General features: G+C 74.8%; 17 protein-coding genes and 1 pseudogene. 8 read left to right on the forward strand and 10 right to left on the reverse strand.

The genetic code is table 11. The features are described from left to right. Position 1: 1 nt before the first annotated feature. The gene (locus tag BM093_RS20820; RefSeq protein WP_093347257.1) at positions 2-727 is read right to left on the reverse strand and encodes an NUDIX hydrolase; all 726 of its coding nucleotides are present in this window, start codon (positions 725-727) and stop codon (positions 2-4) included. 167 nt (positions 728-894) lie between these two features. On the opposite strand from BM093_RS20820, the gene nadA reads away from it, so the two are divergent. The 3 genes from nadA to nadC are packed head-to-tail and all read left to right on the forward strand — an operon-like array spanning position 895 to position 4,576. Continuing rightward, the gene (gene nadA, locus BM093_RS20825) at positions 895-1,905 is read left to right on the forward strand and encodes a quinolinate synthase NadA (protein WP_093347261.1); all 1,011 of its coding nucleotides are present in this window, start codon (positions 895-897) and stop codon (positions 1,903-1,905) included. Beyond that, on the forward strand, positions 1,902-3,548 hold the full coding sequence (locus tag BM093_RS20830) for an L-aspartate oxidase (RefSeq protein WP_093347264.1): 1,647 nt from the start codon (positions 1,902-1,904) through the stop codon (positions 3,546-3,548). Before nadA ends, BM093_RS20830 begins: the two co-directional genes overlap by 4 nt. Next, a complete protein-coding gene (gene nadC, locus BM093_RS20835; RefSeq protein ID WP_093347267.1) occupies positions 3,545-4,576 on the forward strand; it encodes a carboxylating nicotinate-nucleotide diphosphorylase in 1,032 nt (343 codons plus the stop codon). The genes BM093_RS20830 and nadC overlap by 4 nt, the downstream gene beginning before the upstream one ends. Here nadC and BM093_RS20840 read toward each other — a convergent pair. Continuing rightward, positions 4,534-5,859 carry a winged helix DNA-binding domain-containing protein gene (locus tag BM093_RS20840; RefSeq protein ID WP_177238605.1) on the reverse strand — a complete coding sequence of 442 codons (1,326 nt, stop codon included), beginning with the start codon at positions 5,857-5,859 and terminating at the stop codon, positions 4,534-4,536. The two genes, nadC and BM093_RS20840, sit on opposite strands and share 43 nt — an antisense overlap. 87 nt (positions 5,860-5,946) lie before the next feature. Between BM093_RS20840 and hisD the strand changes: the two genes are divergently transcribed. Genes hisD through hisB form a run of 3 tightly spaced genes read left to right on the forward strand, consistent with a single transcriptional unit; the run spans position 5,947 to position 9,016 of the window. Beyond that, a complete protein-coding gene (gene hisD / locus BM093_RS20845; protein ID WP_093347272.1) occupies positions 5,947-7,302 on the forward strand; it encodes a histidinol dehydrogenase in 1,356 nt (451 codons plus the stop codon). Beyond that, positions 7,299-8,420, forward strand: coding sequence for a histidinol-phosphate transaminase (locus BM093_RS20850; protein ID WP_093347276.1), 1,122 nt, complete (start codon positions 7,299-7,301; stop codon positions 8,418-8,420). Before hisD ends, BM093_RS20850 begins: the two co-directional genes overlap by 4 nt. Continuing rightward, positions 8,417-9,016, forward strand: coding sequence for an imidazoleglycerol-phosphate dehydratase HisB (hisB, locus tag BM093_RS20855; protein WP_093347280.1), 600 nt, complete (start codon positions 8,417-8,419; stop codon positions 9,014-9,016). The genes BM093_RS20850 and hisB overlap by 4 nt, the downstream gene beginning before the upstream one ends. A gap of 22 nt (positions 9,017-9,038) precedes the next feature. Here hisB and BM093_RS20860 read toward each other — a convergent pair whose 3' ends face one another. The 6 genes and pseudogenes from BM093_RS20860 to BM093_RS20880 all read right to left on the reverse strand — a co-directional run bounded on the left by BM093_RS20860 (position 9,039) and on the right by BM093_RS20880 (position 14,378). Further along, positions 9,039-10,391, reverse strand: a complete 1,353-nt coding sequence (locus BM093_RS20860) for an MFS transporter (protein WP_245773669.1) — start codon at positions 10,389-10,391, stop codon at positions 9,039-9,041. 69 nt (positions 10,392-10,460) lie between these two features. Then, positions 10,461-11,135 carry a hypothetical protein gene (locus BM093_RS20865; RefSeq protein ID WP_143105453.1) on the reverse strand — a complete coding sequence of 225 codons (675 nt, stop codon included), beginning with the start codon at positions 11,133-11,135 and terminating at the stop codon, positions 10,461-10,463. Beyond that, complete coding sequence (locus BM093_RS20870; RefSeq protein WP_093347293.1) at positions 11,132-11,833, reverse strand: DUF4386 family protein; 702 nt, start codon at positions 11,831-11,833, stop codon at positions 11,132-11,134. The genes BM093_RS20865 and BM093_RS20870 overlap by 4 nt, the downstream gene beginning before the upstream one ends. Positions 11,834-11,846: 13 nt before the next feature. Beyond that, positions 11,847-12,233: a glycosyltransferase gene (locus tag BM093_RS36700; RefSeq protein WP_218162853.1), complete on the reverse strand. Its 387-nt coding sequence runs from the start codon at positions 12,231-12,233 to the stop codon at positions 11,847-11,849. A gap of 377 nt (positions 12,234-12,610) precedes the next feature. Then, a pseudogene (locus tag BM093_RS38380) lies at positions 12,611-12,964 on the reverse strand (glycosyltransferase); the annotation flags it as partial. Between the two features lie 52 nt (positions 12,965-13,016). Then, positions 13,017-14,378 (reverse strand): erythromycin esterase family protein, encoded by a 1,362-nt coding sequence (locus BM093_RS20880; RefSeq protein WP_093347296.1) that lies wholly within the window; start codon positions 14,376-14,378, stop codon positions 13,017-13,019. A 147-nt stretch (positions 14,379-14,525) separates the two neighbouring features. On the opposite strand from BM093_RS20880, the gene BM093_RS20885 reads away from it, so the two are divergent. After that, positions 14,526-17,300, forward strand: a complete 2,775-nt coding sequence (locus BM093_RS20885) for a winged helix-turn-helix domain-containing protein (protein ID WP_093347299.1) — start codon at positions 14,526-14,528, stop codon at positions 17,298-17,300. A 22-nt stretch (positions 17,301-17,322) separates the two neighbouring features. Here BM093_RS20885 and BM093_RS20890 read toward each other — a convergent pair whose 3' ends face one another. Next, positions 17,323-17,547, reverse strand: coding sequence for a hypothetical protein (locus tag BM093_RS20890; protein WP_245773670.1), 225 nt, complete (start codon positions 17,545-17,547; stop codon positions 17,323-17,325). Then, positions 17,528-17,833 carry a WhiB family transcriptional regulator gene (locus BM093_RS20895; protein ID WP_093347303.1) on the reverse strand — a complete coding sequence of 102 codons (306 nt, stop codon included), beginning with the start codon at positions 17,831-17,833 and terminating at the stop codon, positions 17,528-17,530. The genes BM093_RS20890 and BM093_RS20895 overlap by 20 nt, the downstream gene beginning before the upstream one ends. Positions 17,834-18,427: 594 nt before the next feature. On the opposite strand from BM093_RS20895, the gene BM093_RS20900 reads away from it, so the two are divergent. Continuing rightward, positions 18,428-19,185 (forward strand): DUF222 domain-containing protein (locus BM093_RS20900; protein WP_143105454.1); only part of this gene is annotated, 758 nt, incomplete at its 3' end.

The following is a 19,185-nucleotide window of genomic DNA, read 5'->3' on the forward strand; positions in this document are numbered from 1 at the left end:
CTCACGGTAGTACGCCGGTGCCGGCACCGCCCGGGCGCGACCGGCCGGCCCGGGCGGGTGGGCGGAGTACCGCGAACGCGTCCGTCACGCGCAGGGCGCGGTCGGCGAACCGGAACAGCGCGGCGGGGCGTCCGCCCGCCCGGCCCGGTGGCGCGGTCTCCCCGGTCGTCACGAGCAGGTCGCGCCGGGTGAGCACGCGCTGCAGGTTGGTCGCCGACACCTCGTGCCCGAGCGCGGCGACGTAGTGCTCGCGCAGCGCCGAGATCGTGAACTCCGCCGGGGCGAGGGCGAACCCGAGGTTGGTGTAGGAGAGCTTGGCGCGCAGGCGGTCCCGCGCGGAGGCGACGATGCCGGCGTGGTCGAACGCGGTCGGTGGGAGCGCGTCGACCGGGTGCCACGCGGTGTCGGCGGGCAGCTCCGGGTCGGCGTCGGACGGGACCAGCCCGACGAACGCCGTTGCGATCGTCCGGGCGCCGGGGGTGCGGTCCGGGGCGGAGAAGACCGAGAGCTGCTCGACGTGGGCGACCTCGCGGACATCGACCTTCTCGGCCAGCTGGCGCCGCACCGAGGTCTCGACGTCCTCGTCGCTCGCCAGCCGCCCGCCGGGCAGGGCCCACCGGCCGGCATCGGGATCGAGCGCGCGTTCCCAGAGCAGCACCCGCAGCCGCCCGTCGCGGATGCCGAGCACGGCGGCGAGCACCTCGTGCAGGACCGGCGGGGACGTCACGGCGGCCAGCCTAGGAGCACCCCCGCACCGCACCGGCGGGTGACGCGGGGGTGTCCTTCAGGTGAGGTCCCGGTCACCACGCAGGTGCCGCCGGCCACGGCCCGGTGCTACGATCCCGCCAGTTTCCGCTCACTAGGCGAAAACCTGACACGGCCCGGGAGGGCGAGATGGTCCCGACGCTCACGGCAGCCGACCGCACCGCGGCGGAGACGACGGCCGGCCCCGGGTGGGCCGCCGAGGTCCGTGCACTGGCGCGCGAGCGCGACGCGGTCCTGCTGGCGCACAACTACCAGCTGCCCGAGATCCAGGACGTCGCCGACCACGTCGGGGACTCGCTCGCGCTGTCCCGGATCGCGGCCGAGGCCGATGCGTCGACGATCGTGTTCTGCGGCGTGCACTTCATGGCCGAGACCGCCAAGATCCTCAGCCCGGACAAGACCGTGCTGATCCCGGATGCGCGGGCCGGCTGCTCGCTCGCCGACTCCATCACCGCCGAGCAGCTGCGGGAGTGGAAGGCCGAGCACCCCGGTGCGGCCGTCGTCTCCTACGTCAACACCACGGCCGCGGTGAAGGCCGAGACCGACGTCTGCTGCACCTCGTCCAACGCGGTCGAGGTCGTGGCCTCGATCCCGCGTGAGCGCGAGGTGCTGTTCCTGCCCGACCAGTTCCTCGGCGCGCACGTCCGCCGGGTCCTGGACCGGTCGGACATGCACGTCTGGGCGGGGGAGTGCCACGTGCACGCCGGGATCAACGGCCGCCAGCTGACCGAGCAGTCACAGGCCCACCCGGAGGCCGACCTGTTCGTGCACCCGGAGTGCGGCTGTGCGACGTCCGCGCTGTACCTGGCCGGGACCGGGGCGGTGCCCGAGGACCAGGTCAAGATCCTCTCCACCGGCGGGATGATCGACGCGGCCCGCGCCACCGGCGCGAAGGAGGTGCTGGTCGCGACGGAGGTCGGGATGCTGCACCAGCTCCGCCGGGCCGCTCCGGAGATCGAGTTCCGGGCAGTGAACGACCGCGCGTCCTGCACCTACATGAAGATGATCACCCCCGAGGCGCTGCTGCGGTCGGTGCGCGAGGGGACCGACGAGGTGCACGTGGACCCGGAGCTGGCCGCCCGCGGCCGCGCCGCCGTCCAGCGGATGATCGAGATCGGCAACCCGGGGAGCGGCGAGTGACCGGCACCGCGGCGCGCACCCCCTGGGAGGCGGCCGCCGACCTGGTCGTCGTCGGCTCCGGGGTGGCGGGCCTGACCGCCGCGCTGGACGCGGTCGCGGCCGGGCTGCGGACCGTCGTCGTCACCAAGGACGGCGTCGACGAGGGCTCCACCCGCTGGGCCCAGGGCGGGGTCGCGGTGGTGCTCGGCGACGTCGCCGGGGACAGCCTGGACGCCCACGTCGCCGACACCCTGGCCGCCGGTGGCGGGCTGAACGACCCGGCCGCGGTGGAGGCGGTCGTGCGGGGCGGGCCCGGGGCGCTGCGCCGGCTCCGCGGGCGGGGTGCGGTCTTCGACGGAACCACGGCGGTCGACGGAACCCCGGCGGGCGGCGGGACCTCGGCAGCCCGTCTCGACCGCACCCGGGAGGGCGGCCACTCCGCGCTGCGGGTCGTGCACGCCGGCGGGGACGCGACCGGCGCCGAGATCGAGCGCGCCCTGGTCGCCGCGGCCCGCTCGGCCCAGCTGACCGTGCTCGACGGGCACGTCGCGGTGGACGCGCTGCGCGACACCGCAGGCCGGGTCGCCGGGCTGTCCGTGCTCGACGGCGCGGGCCGGCCCGGGATCCTGCACACCCCCGCCGTCCTGCTCGCCACCGGCGGGTACGGCCTGCTCTATGCCTCGACCACCAACCCGGCCACGGCCACCGGTGACGGGATCGCGCTCGCGCTGCGGGCCGGGGCGACGGCGTCGGACCTGGAGTTCGTGCAGTTCCACCCGACCGTGCTGCACGCCGGCCCCGACCCCGCCGGCGCCGGGCGGCGCCCGCTGGTGACCGAGGCCGTCCGGGGCGAGGGTGCGGTCCTGCGCGACCGGACGGGCGCGGCGTTCATGACCGGCGTGCACCCGCTCGCCGATCTGGCCCCGCGCGACGTCGTCGCCGCCGCGATCACCCGCCGGATGGCCGAGACCGGCGCCGACCGCGTCCACCTCGACGCGACCGGCATCGACGGGTTCGCCACCCGGTTCCCGACGGTGTACGCCTCCTGCCGGGCGGCCGGGATCGACCCGCTGACCGAGCCGATCCCGGTGACCCCGGCGGCGCACTACGCGTGCGGTGGGGTCGTCGCCGACGTCGACGGCCGTACCGGTGTGCCCGGGCTCTACGCCGCCGGGGAGGTTGCCCGGACCGGGCTGCACGGGGCGAACCGGCTGGCGTCGAACTCCCTGCTCGAAGGCCTGGTCACGGGCGAGCGCGTGGTCCGTGCGGTGCTCGCCGACCGCGGCGGCGCGGCGCGCTCGGCACCGCTGCGGCCCGCCCCGGCGCTGCCGGTCGCCGACCGCGCGGTGGTGCAGCGGGTGATGACGCGCTATGCCGGCATCGGCCGGGACGCGACCGGCCTGGCGGGCGCGTCCGACGCGGTCGAGGCCGCGACCGTGACCGCGGTGCCGGTCGACCGCGCCGGGGTGGAGGACGCCGCCCTGACGCTGCTCGCCCAGGCGGTGCTGGCCGCCGCCGGGACCCGTCGCGAGACCCGCGGCTGTCACGTGCGCACCGACTTCCCGCAGCGCGACGACACCCACCAGCAGGCGTCGCTGCCGGTGCGGCTCGACGCGGACGGGCGGCCGGTGGTCGTCGCCGACACCCTGGTGGGGGCGGCATGAACGGCGGGAACAGCACTGCGGCCGGGGTCGGGGGAGGGTCCGAGATCGGCGCCCCGGACCCCGAGGACCTGGCCCGCGTGGTCCGGACGGCCCTGGCCGAGGACCTGCGCTACGGCCCGGACGCGACGACCGCCGCGACCGTGCCCGCGGATGCGGTGGCGGTCGGGGCGTTCATGCCGCGGACCGGCGGGATCCTCGCCGGGCTGCCGGTGGCACTCGCGGTGCTCGACGAGGTGCTGGGCGTCGACGAGGTGCTGGGCGACGGAGTGCGGGGCGACGGGGCGCACGGGTACGAGATCCTCTCCGCGGCTGCCGACGGTGACCGGCTCCGCGCCGGTGAGCCCGCCCTGGTGGTCCGCGCCCCGGTCCGTGGCCTGCTCACCGCGGAGCGGACCGCGCTGAACCTGCTCTGCCACCTGTCCGGGGTCGCGACCGCGACCCGGGCCTGGGTCGACGCCGTCGACGGCACCGGGGCGCGCATCCGCGACACCCGCAAGACGCTGCCGGGGCTGCGGCTGCTGGAGAAGTACGCGGTGCGCTGCGGCGGCGGGACGAACCACCGGCTCGGCCTCGGCGACGCGGTGCTGATCAAGGACAACCACGTCGCGGCGGCCGGGTCGGTGACGGCGGCGCTCGCCGCCGCCCGGGCCACGGCACCGGAGCTGCCGTGCGAGGTGGAGGTCGACTCGCCGGCCCAGCTGGAGGAGGTGCTCGGCCTGGCGGCCGAGCTGGTGCTGCTGGACAACTTCACCGTCGAGCAGACCGCCGCGGCCGTCCGGAGCCGGGACGCCGCCGCGGCGGCGACCGGGCACCGGGCGCTGCTGGAGTCCTCCGGCGGGCTGACGCTGCCGGACGCCCGCGCCTACGCGGCCACGGGGGTCGACTTCCTCGCCGTCGGCGGCCTCACCCACTCGGTGACGGCTCTCGACCTGGGCCTCGATCTGACTGCTGACCTGACCACTGACCGGACCGCCGACCCGGCCGGTCACGGCTCGGCCAGCAGCTCGGCCTGGACCGGGGCGGGGTAGCGGACGCTGAACCGGGCGTCGCCGAGCACCGCCCGGTGGCGCTCGGCGGCGGCCTCCACGCCCGCTCGCGCCGCCGGGCCGACGTCGGTGAACAGCCGGGTCGCGATCCCGCCGTCGCGACGCTGCACCCACGTCCCGGCGATCCGGCCGTCGACCCAGATCGCCGGGCCGCCGTTGCCGTTGCGGTCGAACAGCAGCCGGGCGTGCTCGGGGTCGAGGTACCAGTCGCGGGCCTTCCAGCCCATCGTCGCCGGGTCCAGGCCGGGCAGCAGCGCCACCGACGGCCCGGGGTCGGGCACCGGATCGAGGTCGTCGGGCAGCAGGAAGCCGGTGCCGGTGCCGTCCAGCGTGACCTCGACGGCGCCGACGTCGGCCAGCGCGGCCCTCGTGGTCGCCACCGTCCACCCCGCCCACCACTTCAGGTCGTCGCGGGTCGCGGGACCGAACGCCCGCAGGTAGGCCCGGGCCAGCCCGGCCGCGGCCCCGCGGTCCGCACCCCCGTTCCGCGCCCGGCCGGGTGCCCCGCCGGCACCCGGCCCGCGGGCCTCCGGGCCGCCGGCGCGCGCCTCACCGGACCCCGGTTTGCCGGACCCGGGCTCGCCGGACCCCGGCTCGCCGGACCCGGGGGCGCCGGAGGCCGGCGGTGGCGCCCCGATCCCGCCGGGCACCCAGTCGTCGGCCGCCGCCCACCGGTACTGGCCGTTGATCCAGGTGCCGGTCGGGCGGGCCCGCAGCACCCGGCCCTCGAAGCCGAGGACCAGCAGTACCCGGGTGTGCGCGGGCTGGGTGCCGACCTGGATCGTGAGGGTGAGCCCGGCGAGATCGGGCAGCGCGGCCCCCACCTCGCGCGCGGTCGTCGGGCCCCGCCCGGTCAGGACGTCCAGCACCCGCGCGGACGCCTCGGCGTACCACGCCTCCGGATCGGCGATCCCCGTGCCGCCCAGCTGGGACAGCAGGGCACGGCGCTGCACGGCCGCGACACCGGTCGTCGCCGCGTGGTGCGCCAGCGCCGCGTGCCGGTGCCCGAACACCCACAGCGTGCGGCGCATCGCGTGGTGGCGCAGCAGCGTGCGGTCGGTGTAGAGCGCGGTCTCGACCGCGGTCCGGTCCGGCTCGGCCATCCGCGCGGTGGCCGAGAGGTACACCGTGACCGGGTCGGTCGAGTGCAGGGCGACCACGTCGTCGGCGATCGTGACGACGTCGTCGGTGCGGGTGTGCGGGGCGAGCCGGTGCCGGGCCACCAGCCGGGCCCGGCGCTGCTCGTCGCTGACGTGTGGGGTCACGGACGCAGACTGGCACGGGGCACCGACAGCGAGTCCCGGGCGCCGCCGGGCTGAGTTCCTGTCGGACCTGCGCCGTATCCTGGAGGCATGCTCCGCCGCCTCGATCTGCGACCCGACGCGTCGAACGGGGAACCGTTGCCCCGCCCGGCGACCCTGCGCGGGATGATGCCGCGCGCCGAGCTCGACATCGACGCCGCGACGGACGCCGTGCGCCCCCTGGTCGAGGACGTGCGCGAGCGCGGCGCGGCCGCCGCGCTGGACGCCACGGAGCGCTTCGACAAGGTCCGCCCGCAGACGGTGCGGGTCCCGTCCGGCGCGCTCACCGAGGCCCTGCGCGAGCTCGACCCCGACGTGCGGGCCGCACTGGAGACCTCGATCGAGCGAGCCCGCACGGTGCACGAGGACCAGCGGCGTCCGGACGTGGTGACGCAGGTCGTGCCCGGCGGAACGGTCACCGAGCGCTTCGTGCCGGTCCGCCGGGTCGGGCTGTACGCGCCGGGCGGGCTCGCGGTCTACCCGTCGAGCGTGATCATGAACGTGGTCCCGGCACAGGCGGCGGGCGTCGAGTCGCTGGTCGTGGCCTCACCCCCGCAGGCCGAGTTCGGGGGGCGCCCGCACCCGACGATCCTGGCCGCGGCGGCCCTGCTCGGCGTCGACGAGGTGTGGGCGGTCGGCGGGGCGCAGTGCGTCGCGCTGCTGGCCCACGGCGGGACCGACACCGCCCCCGTCGACGGCACCGCGGAGCTGGAACCGGTCGACATGGTCACCGGGCCGGGCAACGTCTACGTCACGGCGGCCAAGCGGATGCTGCGCGGCACCGTCGGGATCGATGCCGAGGCGGGCACCACCGAGATCGCGATCCTGGCCGACGACACCGCCGACGCCGCCCACGTCGCGGCCGACCTCATCTCCCAGGCCGAGCACGACCCGAACGCGGCGTCGGTGCTGGTCACGTCCTCGGAGGAGCTCCTCGGGCGGGTCGAGGCGGAGCTGGAGACGCGGGTGGCGGCCACCAAGCACGCCGAGCGGGTGCGTACCGCGCTGACCGGCCCGCAGTCCGGCGTCATCCTGGTCGGCTCGATCGACGACGGCATCGCCGTGGTCGACGCCTACGCCGCCGAGCACCTGGAGATCCAGACGGCCGGTGCGGCCGCCGACGCGGCCCGCGTCCGGAACGCGGGCGCGATCTTCGTCGGGGCGTACGCACCGGTGTCGCTGGGCGACTACTGCGCCGGGTCGAACCACGTGCTGCCCACCGGTGGCTGCGCCCGGCACTCCGGTGGCCTGTCGACGTCGACGTTCCTGCGGGGCGTGCACGTCGTCGACTACACCGCCGACGCACTGCGCGAGGTGGCCGGCCGGGTGGTCACGCTGGCCAACGCCGAGGACCTGCCCGCACACGGCGAGGCCGTCACGGCCCGCTTCGAGGGGGAGAACCCATGACCGCCGCCGCCGATGTCCGGCTCGACGACCTGCCGCTGCGCGCGGACCTGCGCGGGAAGAGCCCCTACGGCGCCCCGCAGCTCGACGTCGAGGTCCGGCTGAACACCAACGAGAACCCGTACCCGCCACCGCCGGAGCTGGTCGCCGACATCGCTGCGGCCTGCGAGGAGGCGGCCCGCGAGCTGCACCGCTACCCGGACCGCGACGCGGTCGCGCTCCGCGAGGACCTCGCCGCCTACCTGTCCCGGCAGACCGGGGTGGAGCTGGGCGTGGGCAACCTGTGGGCGGCGAACGGCTCGAACGAGATCCTGCAGCAGCTCCTGCAGACCTTCGGCGGGCCGGGGCGGACCGCGCTCGGGTTCGTGCCCAGCTACTCGATGCACCCGATCCTGTCCGCGGGCACGCAGACCGAGTTCGTGCCGGCCCCGCGGCGCGACGACTTCTCGATCGACGTCGAGGCCGCCGTCGCGACCCTGCGCGACCGGGCCCCGGACATCACGTTCGTGACCAGCCCGAACAACCCCACCGGGCAGTCGATCGCGCCCGAGGACCTGGCCCGGCTGGTCGACGCCGCCCCGGGCATGGTGATCGTCGACGAGGCCTACGCCGAGTTCGCCGAGGCCACCGGCCGGCCGAGCGCGACCACGCTGCTGGCGACCCACGGGCACAAGCTCGTGGTCTCGCGGACCATGAGCAAGGCGTTCGCGTTCGCCGGCGGCCGGCTCGGGTACCTGGCGGCGGCGCCGGCGGTCGTCGACGCGTTGCAGCTGGTCCGCCTGCCGTACCACCTGTCGGTGCTGGCCCAGGCGTCCGCGCGGGCCGCGTTGCGGCACGCCGACGCCACGCTCGGCTCGGTCGCGGTGCTCGCCGCCGAGCGGGACCGGGTGTCGGCCGAGCTGGACGCCGCCGGGTACGACGTGGTGCACAGCGACGCCAACTTCGTGCTCTTCGGCCGGTTCGCCGACGCGGGTCGCGCCTGGAAGGGTTTCCTGGAGCGCGGCGTTCTCATCCGTGACGTCGGCATCCCCGAGCGGCTGCGCGTCACGATCGGCACGCCGGAGGAGAACGACGCTTTTCTGCAGGTCGCCACCGACCTCGCCACCAAGGAGTTGTTGTGAGCAGGACAGGACGCGTCGAGCGCGTCACCAAGGAGACCCGCATCACCGTCGAGATCGACCTGGACGGCACCGGGAAGACCGACATCGACACGAAGGTGCCGTTCTACGACCACATGCTGGACGCGTTCGGCAAGCACGGCTCGTTCGACCTGTCCGTGCACGCCGACGGCGACATCGAGATCGACGTCCACCACACCGTCGAGGACGTCGCGATCGTGCTGGGGCAGGCGCTGCGGCAGGCGCTGGGCGACAAGACCGGCATCCGGCGCTTCGGCGACGCCTGGGTCCCGATGGACGAGGCACTCGCCCACGCGGTCGTCGACGTCTCCGGGCGTCCGTACACGGTGTGCACCGGCGAGCCGGAGATGATGCGCGGCTTCGTCGTCGGCGGGCACTACCCGACCGTCCTGAACAAGCACGTGTTCGAGTCGCTCGCCTTCCACGGGCACCTCGCGCTGCACGTGCGGGTGCTCGACGGGCGCGACCCGCACCACATCACCGAGGCGCAGTTCAAGGCGGTCGCCCGCGCGCTGCGCGCGGCCACCGAGGACGACCCGCGGGTGACCGGGGTGCCGTCGACAAAGGGTGCGCTCTGACCTGACGCGTCACTCGCTCCGGTCATCGCGGCCCATCCGGCGTGCCTCGTCGGGGTCGGCGGCCGTCGGCGGGGAACCGGGCATCGGTCGCCCGGCCCGTTCCCGCATCGCGTACACCGACACGGCCCCGACGATCCCGGCCACGACGAGCAGGATCCCGGGCAGTACCGGACTCCCGGAGCCGGCGACCAGGGCCTGTGCGATCAGCGGTGTGGTGCCGCCGGACACCGAGACCGCGAGGTTGTAGCCGATGGCCAGCGAGCCGTAGCGGGTCCCGACCGGGAACAGGGCGGGCAGCGTTCCGGGCAGGGTGCTGTTGAAGCAGAGCAGCATGAGGCCGATCAGCAGCGCGCCGAGGAACGCCGTCGCGTACCCGCCCAGGGACATGAGCCAGAACGCGGGCAGGCCGAGCACGATCAGCAGCCCGGCACCGGTGTAGAGGATCGGGTTGCGTCCCACCCGGGTCGGAGAGCCGCCCGCTCGCGGTGACCAGCACGGCCAGCACCACCATGACCACCAGCACGACCAGCAGGGCCGGGGTGTAGGGGAGCCGGACCGTCTCGGTCAGGTAGGTCGGCAGGTACTGGGTCAGCGTGTAGTTGGCGACGTTGTGCGCGCACACCAGCCCGATGCAGACCAGCAGCGGCCGCCACGGCCGGACGACGGTCTCGTGGACCTGTTCGCCGAGCGACGGCTGCTCGTCGCGTTTCTCGGCGTGCTGCTCGTACTCCGGGGTCTCCTCCAGTCGCGAGCGGATGTAGAGCCCGATGAGCCCCAGCGGCCCCGCGATGAGGAACGGGATCCGCCAGCCCCAGGACAGCAGCGCCTCCTGCGGCACCACCGCGGTGATCGTGGTGGCCACGGCCGCGCCGAGCACGTACCCGGTCAGCGTCCCGAACTCCAGGAAGCTGGCCAGGAAACCCCGGCGAGTGTCCGGAGCGTGTTCGCCGAGGTAGGTCATGGCTCCGGCGTACTCGCCGCCGGTGGAGAAGCCCTGCACGATCCGCGCGGCCAGCAGCAGGACCGCCGACCACATGCCGATGGTCTCGTAGTCGGGGATCAGCCCGATGGCGAAGGTCCCGATCGCCATCGTGAGGATCGTGATGGCCAGTACCCGGCGCCGGCCGATCCGGTCACCCAGCGGCCCGAAGACCAGGCCGCCGAGCGGGCGCATGACGAACGCGACCGCGAAGATGGTGAACGTCGCGATCAGCGATTCGGAGCCACCGGCGAAGAACACCTGGCTGACCGTCGGCACCAGGAACGCGAAGATGCCGAAGTCGTACCACTCGACCAGGTTGCCCACCGTCGTACCGCTGATCGTCCGCTTGAGCGTGGACGGGCGTACGACCCGAACTCGGTTCCGATCCGTCATGACCGCCTCCCGTGCGGCCGCGGCTACCCGCTTCCCGCGGCCCGACACCGGGAAGGGCGTGACGAAGACTCACCGGTTCCGCGTCGCTGCCGGTTGCTGCGGCGTCCGGGACCGCCATCGGCGCTGGGCCAGACAGGCCAGTGCGACGGTCGCCATGAGCCCGCCGTAGACCCCGGCGGCCCAGTCGAGCACCGGTGCGACCAGCACGAGCAGGTAGGTGGGTGTGCCCGGGGCCGGTGGGCGCCGGGTGCGGTTGCGGCCCCAGCGGGTCGGCCCGCCGGGTTTGGCGACGCCGAGCCAGGTGGCGAGCATCAGTGCCCCGATCAGGAGCGCGCCCCAGACGAGGTAGATCCCGACCGGGCCGAGACCACCGGCCGCCGACGCGGCGACCGCCTCCTCGAGCCACCGGCCGAGCCACGCGACGCCGAGGTAGAGACCGCCGACGGTGATCAGGAGCTTGGTGACGACCCAGCGGTGTCGCACGAACCCCCACGGCGTCAGCACCCCGAGCATCACCCCGGTGTAGGCGGTGGTGAGCGCGAACGGCACCAGCACGTCGTCGTCGAGGACGTGCGCCATCCACAGCGCCGCGTGGGTGAGGGCGGGGTCGGCGGTACGCAGGGCGAGGAACGACAGGGCGGCCATGCCCACGGCCGTGGCGAGCCACCCGCCGGTGACCAGCACGTGCATGCTCACCAGGAGGCGGCGCAGGTGCACGGCCGGACGCGTCGACGCGGCGGTCATGTCGCCGCGGGGGCCGGAGCGCCGCGCCGCCACACGACGATGCCGAGCACGATCGCCCACAGCCAGGTCAGCGCGGTGAATGGGACGATCACCGCGAAGTCGATGATCACGGCCCCGGCCAGCCAGCCGAGCCCGGCCACCAGGCCGACGACGCCCAGCCACCGCGGCAGTCGCCGATCCAGGGTGAGGGCGAGGCCGTGGACGCCGATCATCACACCGACCAGCGCCTGGGCGGTGAAGGCCGTCGCCCCCAGGACCAGCAGCACCGCCTCGACCTGGGTGAGCAACGCGGCGGGGTCGGCCGCGCCGCCGACGAAGCGGGCGGCGGCCACCGGCAGGGCCATCGCGTGGAGGCTGAAGTAGACCGCGAACACCGCGGTGGCGACGGCCGCGGTGAGCCGGCCGGCGCGCGCGACGTCGCGGGCGGGGCCCTGCAACCGGTCGCCGAGGGCAGCCAGCGACACGGCCCACAGCAGCACCGCGGCGATGTTGACCAGGTGTATCGGCCGCCAGGTCGCCGACCGTTCGGCGACGTAGTGCAGCGTCGCCTCGGCCGACTCGATCGGCGGGTTGCCGTGTGCCGCGGACGGCAGCACGTACAGCACGGTGCCGGCGATCAGGCCGCCGGCGATCCACCGTCGGGACCGCGGGGTCAGCCGGGGCGGTTCGGTGGTGGTGGCCGTTCCTGAGGTGGACATGGTTCTCCTCCTGTCATCGGGTCGGTCCGAGGAGCGCGGGCAGCCGGGCCGCGACGGCGGCGGGGCCGGGCATGGCGGCGATCTCCGCGCGGAGCGCACCGGCCGCCGAGCGCAGGGCGGGGTCGCCCACGAGCCGTTCGAGCTGTGCGCGGGAGAGCCGCCGCGCGGGTACGGCGAGGCCCGCTCCGGCCGCGGCGACCAGCGCGGCGTTGTGGCGGCGGTCGCCCGCCCCGGGCACGGCCAGCTGTGGCGTGCCCGTGGCCAGGGCGGCGAGCACGGTCCCGGCGCCGCCGTGGTGCACGACGGCATCCGCATGCGCCAACGCCTCGGCCAACGGCAGTCGGCCGGTGGTGCGGACGCCCGGAGGCACGTGCAGGCCGGCCGGCGCGCGGACGAGCACGACGTCGGCGTCGAGCCCCGGACGGCCGCGAGCACCGGTCGCAGGTGCCCGGCACCGCCGGAGCCACCGGCCGTGCTGTGCGAGACGAGCAGCCGCGGCCGATGCCGGGGCCGGGCCAGACACTCGGGCAACCCCCCGGTGCCCGAGAACGGCACCGGCCGCAGCGGCTCCCCGGTCCGGGTGCCGACCAGGCCCGGCGGTGCGGTGACCAGCCGCACCGCGGGCGGCGGGAGCCGGGACACCCCGAGCCGGCGGGCCGCTCGCCGCAGCCGCGGGCTGCGGGCGGTCGCCGCGACGAGGTCGTGCCCGTCGAACAGGGTGTTGTCCTGCAGGACGGCCGGGATGCCGAGCCGTGCGGCGACGACCGCCCCGGCGACGGCCAGGGGCTCGTGCACCACGACGTCCGGTGGGTCCGCCTCGGCGAGAGCGGTGAGCGGCCCGGCCAGCTCGGCGTTGACCGCACCGAACAGCGCGCCCACCCCGTCGGTGCCGGCCCGTCCCCGCAGGTCACGTACGGCCTGAAGCGGCCGGAGCGGCAGCACTCGGGCGGCGACGCGGCCGAGGGACAGGCCCGGCACGACGTCGTCGACCCGCAGGCCGGTCGCGTACCCCGCCACGTCGCCGCCCGCGGCGAGACGCACGTCGTGCCCGGCCTCGTCCAGCGCCGTGGCGAACGGGACGAGCGGGAGGAGGTGTCCCGGCAGCGGGGCGGCGACGGTCAGGACACGCACGGCGGCTGCTCCACGCCGGCGCTACCTCCGCCGGGGCAGGTGGCGTGCGGGGTCACGGCTGCTTGCGGAGGTCGGCGGCGTCGACCTCGTCGATGTGCAACAGCAGGTCGTAGGCCCGGCCCAGGGCCACGTCCACCGAGTTCTCCGCCGGGTCGTAGTAGTTGCCCGCGCTGTAGGCGGGGCGCGGCTCGGCCAGCCAGGAGCGGGCGGGGTCCTCGACCGTCCGCAGGTCGACCAGGTATGCGGCGTGCGGTACGGCGGCGAGCGTGTGGCCGTTGTGCTCCGGTGGCGGCGGGCCGACCCGGAACTCGCCGAAGCCGTCGGCGTCCTCGGCGTTGAACGAGCCGCTGGAGAAGCTCGTACCGGCGGTGACCAGGTCGTCGCCGTAGCGGTCGCGCAGCAGGCCGCCGAGCGGCTCCGGCACGAACCCGCGGTCGATCGGCTCGTAGGCGGCGTGCGCGTTGAAGCTGGACACCATGATCTTGTGCCCGGTCCGCTGCTCCCACCAGGTGATGTTGGCGAGCATCGAGTGCTCCCGGTGCCGACCCGCCTCGGCCGTCCCCTCCGGGGTCGTGGTGTCGAAGGCGAACTCGCGGGCCACCTGGGCGATCGCGGTCGCCCGCTGCACCGCCCAGGCGTGATCGTCGGGGTCCGCGCCCGGCCGCGGTCCGGCGTCCTGCAGCATCGCCGCGGCGGACTCGGCCCGTGTCGCGACCGCTCGGCGCTCCTCGACCGGCAGGCTCATCCGGTCGGCCAGGTACTGCTGCAGGCCCCAGCCCGGAGCCGGCGCGAGCTCGGCGCGGAGGCGGTCGAACACCGGCCGCAGGTCCGGCTGCTGTGCGTGGACATGGGCGTCGAGTGCGTCGAAGCCGTTCAGTCCGGCGAAGCCGGCGTCCATGCCCAGAAAGCGGACCTCGTCGCCCGGTTCGGCGCGGGTGTTGCGCTCGCGCATCCACTCGACGAGCTCGAGGAACTCCCGGGTGTCGTGGACGCCGTAGAACGTCTGCAGCTCGTTGCTCATGATCGCGCCGGGGTCACCGATGCCGTGCACGACGTAGTCGTCGAGCCGTTCACCGGTCGTCCAGCTGACCTCGCGGGCGAAGGTGCGGAACCCCTTGTCCTCGACCAGGTAGCGCAGGATCCGGTGCTGTTCGGCGACGAACTCGTGCGAGCTGTGGGTGGCCTCGCCGATGCTCGCGATGCGGGCGTCACCGATCATGTCGCCGAAGGCCTCCAGGTCCTCGGTGTCGGAGAGCGGGGCGTCGGTACGGATCGGGTACGCCGCCGACCCGAGTGCCGCAACGACCGCGTCACCGGTGTCCGGGGCGTCCGACGACATCGTGGCGGGGGCGCTCTGGCAGGCGGCTGCCCCGAAGGCGAGTACGGCGACGACGGCCGGGGCGAGGGATCTCATGGGGACGGACGGTAGGAACGCGGGCGGCGGCCGCGGATCGCTCCGAGGTGGGAGACCGGGTGGGAGTCCATGATGGTGTGGGGACCCGGGGCACGGTGGGTAGCATCGGGCGACCGACACCACCCACGGCGACGCGGCGGAGGTGGGATGCCGGCGGCGGAACGGCACCCGGACGGTGGTCTGCACTGCGGCGAGCTGCCGACGACCACGGTCCACGTGCCGCACCCGCCCCCGGGATTCGTGGCCCGTCCCCGCCTGGTCCGGCAGCTCTGCACCGGTGTCGCCCGCGGGACCGTACTGGTGTGCGGCCCGGCGGGCTACGGCAAGTCGAGCCTGGTCACCGACTGGGCGCGGACCGACGGGGTGCCGGTGGCGTGGCTGTCGGCGGACGACGGCGACAACGACCCGGCCCGGTTCTGGCGGCACGTGGCGCTCGCGGTGGACACCGCCCGGCCCGGCGCCGGTGAGCGGATCGAATCGGTGCTCGACCCGGCGGCCCCGGTCACGGCGCCCGCGACGGCGTTGATCAACGAGATGGCCGGGGCGTCCGACGAGCTCGTCCTGGTGGTCGACGACTACCACCGGATCCGGGAGGCCGCGGTCCACCGGTCGGTCGTGCTGCTCCTGGAGCACGCGCCGCCGTCGTTCCGGCTGGTCCTGGCCACCCGTGCGGACCCGCCGCTACCGCTGGCCCGGTTGCGGGCGCAGGGCCGGTTGAGCGAACTGCGCGCCGCGGACCTGCGCTTCACCGTCGCCGAGGCCGCGCAGCTGCTGCGCGGCACCGTCGTCGACCTGCCCGATGCCGCGGTCGCCGCGCTCGATGAACGCACCGAGGGCTGGGGAGCCGGGCTGGCGCTGGCCGCCCTGTCGATGCAGGGGCGCACGGACGTCGAGGAGTTCGTGGCGGCGTTCTCCGGCAGCCACCGGTTCGTGCTCGACTATCTCAGCGAGGAGGTCCTCGACCGGCAGCCGGAGCAGACGCGGACCTTCCTGCTCGAGACCTCCGTGCTGGACGGTCTCTGCGGGCCGCTGTGCGACGCGCTGCGCGGGAGCAGCGGAGCTCAGCAGCAGCTGGAGGCCCTCGAACGGGACAACGCGTTCGTGCACCGCCTCGACGACGCCCGCCACTGGTGGCGTTACCACCACCTGTTCGCCGACCTGCTGCGCGCGCGGTTGCGGCGCGAAGACCCCGAGCGGGAGCCGGAGCTGCATCGTGCGGCGGCCGACTGGTATCAGCGGCACGGGTTCCCGGACGAGGCGATTCACCACGCCCTGCTCGCGGGGGAGCACGAGCAGGCCGCTCGGCTGATAGAGCAGCACGTCGAGGACCGGATCCTGCGGCGCAACGAGGCGGCGACGCTCACCCGCTGGATGGCGGAGCTTCCCGGCGACGTCGTCGACGGCCGGCCGCGGCTGAGCCTCGCCCGGGCGGTCGCGGCGCTGCTGGGCGGGCGACCGGACGAGGCGGAACCGCACCTGGCCCGCATCGACCGGACACCTGCGCCGGTCGAGGACGGGCCCTACGAGCCGTCGGTCGGCCGCGAGTCCAGCATCCTGGCCAACGTCGCGGCCATGACCGCGATCTGCCGGGCCGATCTGGCCCGCCAGCGAGGTGATCCGGAGGCGCAACGCGACTTCGCCCGGGCCGCGGCGGCCCGGCTGACCACCGAGGACACGGTGCTCGACGCGATCGCCCGGCTGCACGTCGCGGGCCCGGACTGGGTGGACGGTCGCCTCGCCGAGGCCGAACGGAGCCTGGACGAGGTCGTCCGGAGGCTGACCGGGCCCACCGGTTCCCCGGGTCTGCGCGGCCACGGCCAGTACGCGGCGGCGCGGGCGCTGTACAACCTCGGCGGTGTCCAGCACGCCCGGGGCCGGCTCGGGGCGGCGGTGCGGACCTACCGGCACGGACTCGAGGTGATCGGCGGTGCGTCGGCGCCGCCTGCCGGTATCGCCCGCGTCGGGCTGGCATCGGTGCTCTACGACCGGGACGAGCTCGAGGCCGCGGAGGAACACGCGAGTGAGGGGGTCGCGCTCGCCCGCCGGTTGACCTACCTCCCGCCCGTGGTCGACGGGCTGATCACGCTCGCCCGGATCCGGCAGGCCCGCGGGGACGCCGCCGGTGCGGCCGAGGCGATCGGCGATGCCGTCGACGCCCAGCACGGCGTGGTCGACCTGCGTCACCCGGTGGAGGCGTGGGCCGCCCGGTTGGCGGTGGCGGACGGGCGGAGCGCCGACGCCGCCGCCTGGGTGAGCCGGCAGGGGATCGCGGTCGATGACGAGCCGAGCTACCGGCGCAAACGCGAGTACCTGGTGCTCGCGCGCGTGCTGCTCGCCGACGGCGCCCCCGAGCGGGCGACCGCGCTGCTGCACCGGTGGGAGCGGCCGGCCCGGGAGCACGACCGCACGGGCGACATCGTCGAGATCGGGGTACTGCTGGGGCTGGCCCACGACGGTCGTGGCGACCGGCCGGCGGCGTTGTCCGCGGTGGCCGATGCGCTCGCCGTGGCGGCGCCCGACCGGCACCTGCGGGTGTTCCTGGACGAGGGCGCCCCGATGGCGACACTGCTGCGTGAGCTGCTGGTGGGACGACGGCTGGAACAGCTGGTGGGCGCCGACGCCGTCCCCGCGGAGGTGCTCGACCACCTGAGCCGCGGCTTCGCACGGTTCGAGGAGCCCGTGCTACCGCCCGCCCGGCGCGGGGCGGTCGCAGCCCCGGGGCTCGTCGAACCGCTGACCGCCCGGGAGGCGGAGGTCCTCGCGCTGATCGCCGACGGACGTCCCAATCGGGACATCGCCGCCGAGCTCGTGATCACCCTCGACACGGTCAAGCGGCACGTCACCCATGTGCTCGGGAAGCTGGCCGTGACCAACCGGACGGAGGCGGTCGGCCGGGCGCGCCGGCTGGGCCTGCTGCGATGACCGTGGCTGCGGAGTGGTGGGGTCATCGCGGATCGATCCGGCGCAGCGAGATCAGCGGCAGACCGAGGTCGGCGATCCTGGTCAGCAGCCCGTGCAGGGCCGCCTGGTCGGGAACCGATCCGATGAGGACGGTGCGGCCGGGCCCGTCGTTGCGCACCTCCATACCGCCGAACCATGCCGACCAGCCGTCGTCCAGCTCCGCGGCGATGCGGATCTCGTAGCGGGCCTCATCCGGCAGCGGGCTCACGGGGCACCGTCCGGGTGGCCTTGGGCGGCCTGCCGCGCGGTCGCTTGAAGGCGACGACGGAGCCGTGGTCGAAGATCTCAGCGCCCCACACGCCCCAGGGTTCGCCGCGCCGGCGTGCGCCGGCCAGGCACGCCGTCCGCACGGGACACCCGTGGCACAGCGCCTTGGCGTGCTCCAGGTCGACCGGTGACTCGGCGAACCACAGGTCGGGGTCGTGCGTGCGGCACGGCAGCTCGCCGGCCGGTGGGTGTTCCGGGGCCGGCTCGAGGACGGATCGGATCGGCATCGCTGCACCTCCCAGGGCGAGGACGCTAGGGGCGCGGGGGAGTCGGGGGATCGCTCCGAGGTGGGAGCCGGGGTGGGACGGATGGGCGTGTCCTCGGCGTTTCCTCGGTCGAGCCGGATCGTCCGGGACGGTGTCGATGGATACGGCGGAGACGCCGCGGACGGCGTCGGGATCACGGTCGGCTTCGCGCGTTGGCGGACCGCCTCTGTGCTGACGAGCTGACCGCGCGGCGGAATCAGCGAGGGCGTACCGGATCGATGCCGGGATGATCGGGAGCTGGTCGTGTGTCCCTCTGTTCCAGTGAGTTCGACAGCTTGTCGACGGGGTGCCGTGTCGGCGTTCACGTCGTGGTCAGCTGGGACGGGAGGCCGGCGACCGACCTTGGGCTGACAGATTCCGACGTGAATCCGGGCTCCTCGGTGCGGAGACCGGTGCCGGGTTCGGCGAGTTCCGCGCCGGTCCGACCGGGTGGCGCCGCACGATCGTCCGCGGCTCGAGGCCGCCGCGAACTTTTCACCAAGAAATCCTCGCGGTCCGCCTCCAGGGGCCCTCGGACGCCCCGAAAGTGTCGGACCTCGAAGATATGTTCGACCCATGCAGCAGCCGGTGGTGCTCCCCGACGGGCTGGCGGACCTCCCGCCCGGCCCCGAACTGGGTGCGTTGCTGGCCGGGATCGATCCGACGCGGGTGGCCAATCACGACACGGTGGTGGTGTTGCAGGCGTGGCGGCGGCAGCGTTCGCACACTGATGCTGCGGAGTTGGCGATCTTGGCCGAGGTCGGGCACTGCGACCCGTTCGCTCCTGCCGGGCGGATCGCGCGGCTCGAGGAGGCACCCGCCGATTGCGGGTTGGAGATCGCGGCGGCGTTGACGTTGACCGAGGTCACCGCGTGGCGGGAGTACGCCCTGGCCGACACGCTGATCCACCGGCTGCCGGCGGTGCACGCCTCCCTCACCGCGGGGAACATTGATCGGGCGAAGGCGATGTTGTTCGCCGACTACCTCGAGCCCCTCACCGATGCCCAGAACGCCCGTATCTGCGCCGCCCTGCTGCCGCCGGCGCCCGATCTGACCACGGGGCAGTTGCGGGCGCGGTTGCGGCGGATGGTGTTGGCGATCGATCCGGAGGCGGCGCGGCGGCGGTATCGGAAGGCGCTGCAGCAGCGGCGGCTGGTGTGCTACCTCGATGAGGACGGCACCGCCACGCTCACCGCGACCGGGTTGGACCCGACGGCGGCGCAGGCGGCGTGTGAGCGTGTGGATGGTTTGGCTCGTGAGGTGCGTGCTGCTGGGCATCCGGAGCCGTTGCCGGCGATTCGGGCGGATCTGAGTACTGCGTTGCAGGACGGCAG

Source organism: Pseudonocardia ammonioxydans, from assembly GCF_900115005.1.
In the GTDB taxonomy this organism is placed as follows: domain Bacteria; phylum Actinomycetota; class Actinomycetes; order Mycobacteriales; family Pseudonocardiaceae; genus Pseudonocardia; species Pseudonocardia ammonioxydans.